Source organism: Mesorhizobium sp. M1423, assembly GCF_040317575.1.
GTDB lineage: Bacteria > Pseudomonadota > Alphaproteobacteria > Rhizobiales > Rhizobiaceae > Mesorhizobium.
Window position 1 is genome coordinate 1 of record NZ_JAMYKU010000064.1, and the last position, 5,712, is coordinate 5,712.

A 5,712-nucleotide genomic window follows, 5' to 3' on the forward strand; every position below is an offset into this window, starting at 1 on the left:
CTTGGCGCCGGCACCAGCTCGAAAAATGCTTCCAGTCGGCTGCGTAGGCGCGGCGCGTGTTGGCCGAACTCGCCGCCTCGATATAGTCGCGCGCGCGGCCGGCGAGCGCCTCAAGATGCGCAGGCAGGCTGGGATTGGCGATGGCTGGAAGGGGAGGGGACGAGCCGTGGTCGGCATCGTCCATCTCCATGACGACGTCGATGATGTCGGGCATGTCGTCATCGCCGGAAGCAGCCGATGATCTTGGAGCGTCGTCAGTCAAGCTCATGCCGCTTCGATATCCGTTTGAGAGAAGTCCTTGCCGACGAAAAGCAGCGGTTCGTCCGCACGCTTTGCCAAAGCATAGGAGAGGCAATCGGCAAAATTCAGCGCCGCCGGGTGGTGGCCCTTGCCGTAGGTCAGCCAACCCTGGGTCGCTAGGTCAACCAATTCGGAGTCGACAGGAATGATGTCGGCCTCGATTTTGCGCAGCCAAAGATCGATCTCGGCCAACGCGTGTTCGCCGCGCCTGCTGACCAGCACCATGCGTGCCTCGAGCACGCAGGTTGCCGGGATCAGACGGATTAGGTCGGAGACCAGCGCTCGTTCCAGCCTTGGTGCCTCAGGCTCGCTCCGAAGGATCGCTACAACAGCTGAGGTATCGATCACCATCAGTTAGGGATTCCATGCTCGTCATACCCGATGATCTCCTCGTCGCTGCGACCATCCAGTTCAGGCAATCGTGCCACTCTTTCTCGGATGGCGCGCAATTCTGCTAGCAGACGCTCCTGAGCGGTCTCTCCAAAGCCCAGGCGATGCAAGCGCTCGCTCAGGGCCTGATGAATGGCTGCTGTCTTACTGATACCCTGGCGGCGTGCGAGTTCATCGGCGAGAGCAACGGTGGCTGGATTTTTGATGTTCAGGGACACGAAAGACTCCAAAAGTCTACCTTTCAGGCGTATTCTACCATGGTCCCCCAGCCTCGTAAACAACGAATGATAATGCAACATTATCATTCGTTATGCGCGCACGACAGCCTGTGCGTTTTGGTGCAAAGTTTGTCGCAAAAAGCGCACGGCTGCTTTACCCTCCAGAATCATGATTCGCCTCGACCCCGCCGCCGCCATTCCCGTTCTCGAGCCGGTCGTCCCGGCCTGGGCGCTGGCCAACGGCGCTGTCGTCACCGACCCCGACGCCGCCTTCTGTGCCGGCGCCGCCTTGAGCGCGCTCGAGACGGTCGCGCGCACGCAAGCCGGCTGGGCCGGCGCCTGGCGCCAGCGGCTGGCGCTGAAATGCGCTGCCGCCAGCATGCGGCTGGCCGGGCGCTCGGAGGACGAGGCCGCCTTGCGCGACGCATGGCATCTGCGCGAGGCCGGAGCCGATCCGGGCCCCGCCGGCGCCACCTTTGGCGCCTGGCGGCAGTTGGCCGGGCAGCCGCCCGCTGCCAGCGCCGATCAGCTCGAAAAGATCGTCGACCAGATGGGTCTCCATTGGGACGTTGAGGCGCTGGCCGCGGTTTGTGAACACATCGACGACCTGGCGCGCTCGGGGCGGCCGGCGCCGTTCGCCGCGGCGGCAATCGCCGCCCACGTCGTCGCCATGCAGTCCGACTCCGAGCTTTTTGCCTGGTGGCTCGCCGACCTGGTGCTGGCGCAAAACCTGCGCTGGCCGCGCCCGCTGCCGCTGCTGATGGCACACGCTTTTGGCCCGGCGTTTCGGTCCAAGTCTGGCGGCGGCAAGCGGATCCGGCCAGGCGAAAAAGGGTTTGAGCGGGCAGTGTGCCTGGCGCTGGCGCAAGCCGCGGCTGACGCCTGCCGGTTGGCCGCCGAGCTGTCGCGGCGCGCGGAGCGGCTCATCGCCGTCGCACCGAAGCTCAGGGCAAAGGGGGCGGGCGATGTGATCCAAAGACTGCTCGACGACGACGCCCTTTCCGGATCGCTGACGACCAAAAGACTGTCGCGGTTTGCGGCGCGGCGCCTGTTCGAGCGGCTGCAAAAGCTCGAGGCGGTGCGCGAGCTCACCGGCCGCACCACCTTTCGTCTGTTTGGGCTGTAGGGATGAGCGAAGCGTCCACCCGCCGCAAGCCGAACCAACAGCCGGCCTTGCTCGACACGGAGCTCGAACATCTGCCGCCGGAACTGCGCTGGCGCGAGTGGATGGGCCGCGTCGAAGCGGTTGTCTTTGCGGCCAGCGAACCAGTGCCGCGCGAGGTGCTGGCGCGGGTCGTCGGCAAGAACTGCAATCTCGAGCTGATCATCGACGACATCCGCGCCGAGCTCGCCGGCCGCCCCTATGAGCTGGTCTCGGTCGCCGGCGGCTGGCAGCACCGGACCAGAAAGGTTTTTGGCGATGCCATTCACGCAGCCTTCGGCACGGCAGCGGGCGAGGGGGCAAAAGAATTGCCGCAGGCGGAGGCGCTTGTCTTGATGTGCATTGCCTACTTCCAGCCGATCACCCGTGGCGAGCTCTCCAGCTTTTTCGGCAAGGAGGTGTCGCGTGACCTGATCGGCATGCTTCGCGCGCAGGATCTTATCGCTTCGGGTCCGCGCTCGCCGCAACCTGGCGCGCCCTATACTTATGTGACGACGAAAACTTTTCTGTCGCAGTTCGGGCTCGACACGCTGCGCCAGCTACCCGATTTCGAGGCGCTCGAGGACGCAGGGCTGCTGTCGAAGGAGAAGCTGCTGGCCGGCGATATTCCAGCCGGGCTGGCGAGCGGGGAGGGCGACGGCGAGGACGATGTCGTTGGGGACCAAGCGCCGTGACTGGGGGCGTCGTCGCGTTGCGATCCCAGAGACAGTCTAACTCAGGACCAGGACGACTGGTCGTGCGGCAACCGTTGATCGGGATCGTGAACCGCGACATGGTCGCCGTCGACAAGATTGGCCGGAAAGATCACCAGATTGGTGCCGCCGGCGTGACGCAGCGACGGAAACAGGATGCCCCGAAGTCCGGCGGTGATGACCAGATCCGCGAGCTTCCACGATGGCGGGATCTTCTTGTATATGCGAGCGACCTGGCGCCAGACACAATCCCACTCCTTCCACGCGCCATCCCAGATGTCCGGGTCGAACCCCTGCGACAGGTCGGCTACCTCGGCGAGCGTGATCTTGTAAGCGGCAAGGGTGGCGGGCGGGGTGATGCTGGCACCCTGCTTGTATTCATCAAGCGCCGTCTGGGTCGCACGCGACAGATAAAGTGCTTCGATGCCCGGCCGGTTGAAACGACCGCCGTCCATCGCCGCGCCTGCACCGCTGATGGGCAGGAAAGCCCATTTGGGAGTCAGATAGCGATGGAAGATTTCGTCTGGACCGATGCGGGTGATCCTCACCCGCGCGCCCCATTCTCGAGATCCCGGATAAAGGCCAGAACCGCCTCGACCTGGCCGTCGGCGACGAGCTCGGCTGCGGTACGATGGCCATAGTCGGCGATCGGTTCATTGCGGTACCAAAAGATCGCCTTGTTGACATCGCCGGTGAGTTCCGTCGCCGCCGAGATCACCTTCACCATCTCGCGCATCCGGCCCTGCAGGCGCTCCGATGACGGGTTGCGGAGCGTGTTGCGGTGGACACCGGTCAACTGGGCCAAGTTGGCCACCTTCACGCCAAGCGCCTGCGACAGGCGCTTCGGCGAGATATAAGGCGTGCGCGGCTCCTGCAGGCTATCGACAAAGCCTGAAATCACCGTGGAATGTGCGAGCTGTGCATGGGCCATGACAAATCTCCGACCTCTCATATGCACAATATATGCACATTTCGACGCATAGCAAGTGTACAAAGGCCCGACCCATTTCACCACACTGCTTGCCCTTCTTCATCCCCGTCGCGGTTGTTAGATAGCGGCGGCAATGCCCCCAATGTCAGCCGTAAGATCGCCCATTGGTTCATCCCTCCGGTGTTCGTGAAGACTGAAACCGGCGACAGGCATGGCTGCAACAATGCGAGGACAGCCCTTGAGGAACTTAAGAGGTGGACCTGGAGAGGACCTCGCTGGCACAAGGCGGTGACCCTCTGCCTGTCATTCTGGAGGGCGATCCGATTGATCCTCAGGTGGTACGAAAGGCCTTTGAGGCTGCCGCTAAGGAAGCCAAGATGTATCTCTCACCAGAGTAGGAACCCTCCACTTTCATCGACCCGGTTCGCCATCCGGTCCAGCAGCTTACGGGATGCCACAATTAGGCGGCGGGTTGCGTCAAGGGAGAGCCGAAGGCATCGATGTCTGCGCGCGCGCGACGCTCATTCAACCGAGAACTCTCTAATTGTAAGCGAGAGCTGTCTATTAAGTGATCCCAATCGGAAACCATCTTTGCAGACCTAACGCGTCCGCATCTTAAACTCGATCATAGCCTCTAAGAACGTCTCGTTGGACTCGTCGCGAACGGTCATCACAAATTCTCTATAAGTGCCATCCGGCAGCTTATCCTTGGTAATCTCGACCAAGGCTTTAACGCCTTGTTTTGCAGCTTCGAGGTCCGGGAGATCGGTACCCTCAACGTCAAGGAAGACTTTGCCAGTGTCGGTGAAGTCGAAGAATAGCGCGGCATCCCTACAAACACAGTAACGCGAGAATGGTTCACGCTTGCGTTGCGATTGGCTGTGCAGCGGGCCGTGGCCGCTCTAATGCGCGCAACGCTAACGAGCGTGACCTGACGTCCAATGATGTCCGCGACATTTGGTTAAAAACGTACGCGCCAAGACTCATCGCCCCGATCGGCTTAGAGTTACTTCCGAAAGGAAGCGCTCTCATGCTGCCATTGCCCCACGCCGTCGATCCAAAAGTAGTTGCTGAGATCAACAATCTTCTAGACCATCACGCCGGGGCGGTACCGGTGCCCGTTCACAAGCTCGCCGCGGTTGTCCGGCTGCGCCTCAGAAGCCATCTTTCCATCGCGACTATTGAGGCGCTGATCGTGGACGAAGCCGAGTGTCGCCACCTGCCCATGCTGTTCGAACTGCCGGCAACACGTGCGGCTGTAATTTCATCTGCTCTGGGCCGTGCGATTTGAAGTTTAGGCGCTCTGCCGTCTGGCAACGAAAGCGGACCCTCAGGCTCGCGAAGCGGTATGCCCACGGCCTTCGATGATGAGCGCGAGCGGCCCCCTCATGGCAACTCATTGGTTCTCCCCTCCGGTGTACGTCAAGTCTGACCGACCTGGGGTCACCTACGGCTGCAACAATGCCCCGGAGGAAGCCCGTAGGGCCTTCGAGGCGGCTGGTAGGGAAGAGGGGGTGTTGCGGCAATCTGGCTAGGCCTGCAGTCCGCTTGCCACCACGTCCCACGTCTGATTACACTACCTTTGATTGCTTCAATGCGGGCCCCATCAACTTGGCGGTCAGGGACATCCAAGCGGCAGAGGCGCCAGCGAGGCGAAATGCCTGATGTCTATCAGTACGACACGATCCCTGAACCCCTGCGGGTTCAGATTGTGCAAATATTGAAAGATGCCATTGAGATTGCGGAAAGCCGCCGACAGGCTGTCGCTGCGGTGATAGAGCGGCGCTCCGCCAAGTGACCAGAGCGCGTTCTGCAGTCCCTCGGCTAGGGCGACGGAGATGCTGGTCTGGCTCAGAAGCGCCGGATAGCAGTATCGCCAATTTGAGCCGCGTGCACGCCTTGAATTCGCCGGGGCGCGCGTCATCTAGCTTTGGGTGGCGCCTGCCATTTGAACGGGTGGAGGCAGATTTTGGCGCTCGAAGCTGTCGCGCGTCCGAACGCCGGTGGCCGCTTTGTTGC

At 61.9% G+C, this 5,712-nt stretch carries 9 protein-coding genes and 1 pseudogene; 4 read left to right on the forward strand and 6 right to left on the reverse strand.

Features of this window, described 5'->3' with window-relative positions; translation table 11 throughout:
- The 3 genes and pseudogenes from NKG95_RS33870 to NKG95_RS33880 form a co-directional block, all read right to left on the reverse strand.
- A pseudogene (locus NKG95_RS33870) lies at window positions 1-268 on the reverse strand (integrase); the annotation flags it as partial.
- Window positions 265-651: a type II toxin-antitoxin system VapC family toxin gene (locus NKG95_RS33875; protein ID WP_352857608.1), complete on the reverse strand. Its 387-nt coding sequence runs from the start codon at window positions 649-651 to the stop codon at window positions 265-267. The pseudogene NKG95_RS33870 and the gene NKG95_RS33875, both read right to left, overlap by 4 nt.
- Complete coding sequence (locus NKG95_RS33880) at window positions 651-908, reverse strand: type II toxin-antitoxin system VapB family antitoxin (protein WP_352492342.1); 258 nt, start codon at window positions 906-908, stop codon at window positions 651-653. The genes NKG95_RS33875 and NKG95_RS33880 overlap by 1 nt, the downstream gene beginning before the upstream one ends.
- Before the next feature lie 169 nt (window positions 909-1,077).
- Between NKG95_RS33880 and NKG95_RS33885 the strand changes: the two genes are divergently transcribed.
- Window positions 1,078-2,034 (forward strand): DUF1403 family protein, encoded by a 957-nt coding sequence (locus NKG95_RS33885; protein ID WP_353043831.1) that lies wholly within the window; start codon window positions 1,078-1,080, stop codon window positions 2,032-2,034.
- 2 nt (window positions 2,035-2,036) lie between these two features.
- Window positions 2,037-2,744 carry an SMC-Scp complex subunit ScpB gene (gene scpB, locus NKG95_RS33890; RefSeq protein ID WP_353043832.1) on the forward strand — a complete coding sequence of 236 codons (708 nt, stop codon included), beginning with the start codon at window positions 2,037-2,039 and terminating at the stop codon, window positions 2,742-2,744.
- A 41-nt stretch (window positions 2,745-2,785) separates the two neighbouring features.
- Here the strand turns inward: scpB and NKG95_RS33895 are convergent, their stop codons facing one another.
- The 3 genes from NKG95_RS33895 to NKG95_RS34415 all read right to left on the reverse strand — a co-directional run bounded on the left by NKG95_RS33895 (window position 2,786) and on the right by NKG95_RS34415 (window position 4,580).
- On the reverse strand, window positions 2,786-3,310 hold the full coding sequence (locus NKG95_RS33895; protein ID WP_352642177.1) for an RES family NAD+ phosphorylase: 525 nt from the start codon (window positions 3,308-3,310) through the stop codon (window positions 2,786-2,788).
- Entirely contained in the window at window positions 3,307-3,693 is a 387-nt protein-coding gene (locus tag NKG95_RS33900) for a hypothetical protein (RefSeq protein WP_352452825.1), read from the reverse strand. Before NKG95_RS33900 ends, NKG95_RS33895 begins: the two co-directional genes overlap by 4 nt.
- A 599-nt stretch (window positions 3,694-4,292) precedes the next feature.
- Window positions 4,293-4,580, reverse strand: coding sequence for a DUF6894 family protein (locus NKG95_RS34415; RefSeq protein ID WP_502914021.1), 288 nt, complete (start codon window positions 4,578-4,580; stop codon window positions 4,293-4,295).
- 143 nt (window positions 4,581-4,723) lie between these two features.
- Between NKG95_RS34415 and NKG95_RS33905 the strand changes: the two genes are divergently transcribed.
- Both NKG95_RS33905 and NKG95_RS33910 read left to right on the forward strand, forming a co-directional pair.
- Entirely contained in the window at window positions 4,724-4,984 is a 261-nt protein-coding gene (locus NKG95_RS33905; protein ID WP_353043833.1) for a hypothetical protein, read from the forward strand.
- A gap of 366 nt (window positions 4,985-5,350) precedes the next feature.
- Window positions 5,351-5,491 (forward strand): hypothetical protein, encoded by a 141-nt coding sequence (locus NKG95_RS33910; RefSeq protein ID WP_353043834.1) that lies wholly within the window; start codon window positions 5,351-5,353, stop codon window positions 5,489-5,491.
- Window positions 5,492-5,712: the final 221 nt, after the last annotated feature.

Excerpts from the sequence above, each read along its gene's own strand:
- NKG95_RS33875 (WP_352857608.1), bottom strand. The coding sequence starts at position 651 with ATGGTGATCGATACCTCAGCTGTTGTAGCGATCCTTCGGAGCGAGCCT.
- NKG95_RS33885 (WP_353043831.1), top strand. The coding sequence starts at position 1,078 with ATGATTCGCCTCGACCCCGCCGCCGCCATTCCCGTTCTCGAGCCGGTC.
- scpB (WP_353043832.1), top strand. The coding sequence starts at position 2,037 with ATGAGCGAAGCGTCCACCCGCCGCAAGCCGAACCAACAGCCGGCCTTG.
- NKG95_RS33900 (WP_352452825.1), bottom strand. The coding sequence starts at position 3,693 with ATGGCCCATGCACAGCTCGCACATTCCACGGTGATTTCAGGCTTTGTC.
- NKG95_RS33905 (WP_353043833.1), top strand. The coding sequence starts at position 4,724 with ATGCTGCCATTGCCCCACGCCGTCGATCCAAAAGTAGTTGCTGAGATC.
- NKG95_RS33910 (WP_353043834.1), top strand. The coding sequence starts at position 5,351 with ATGCCTGATGTCTATCAGTACGACACGATCCCTGAACCCCTGCGGGTT.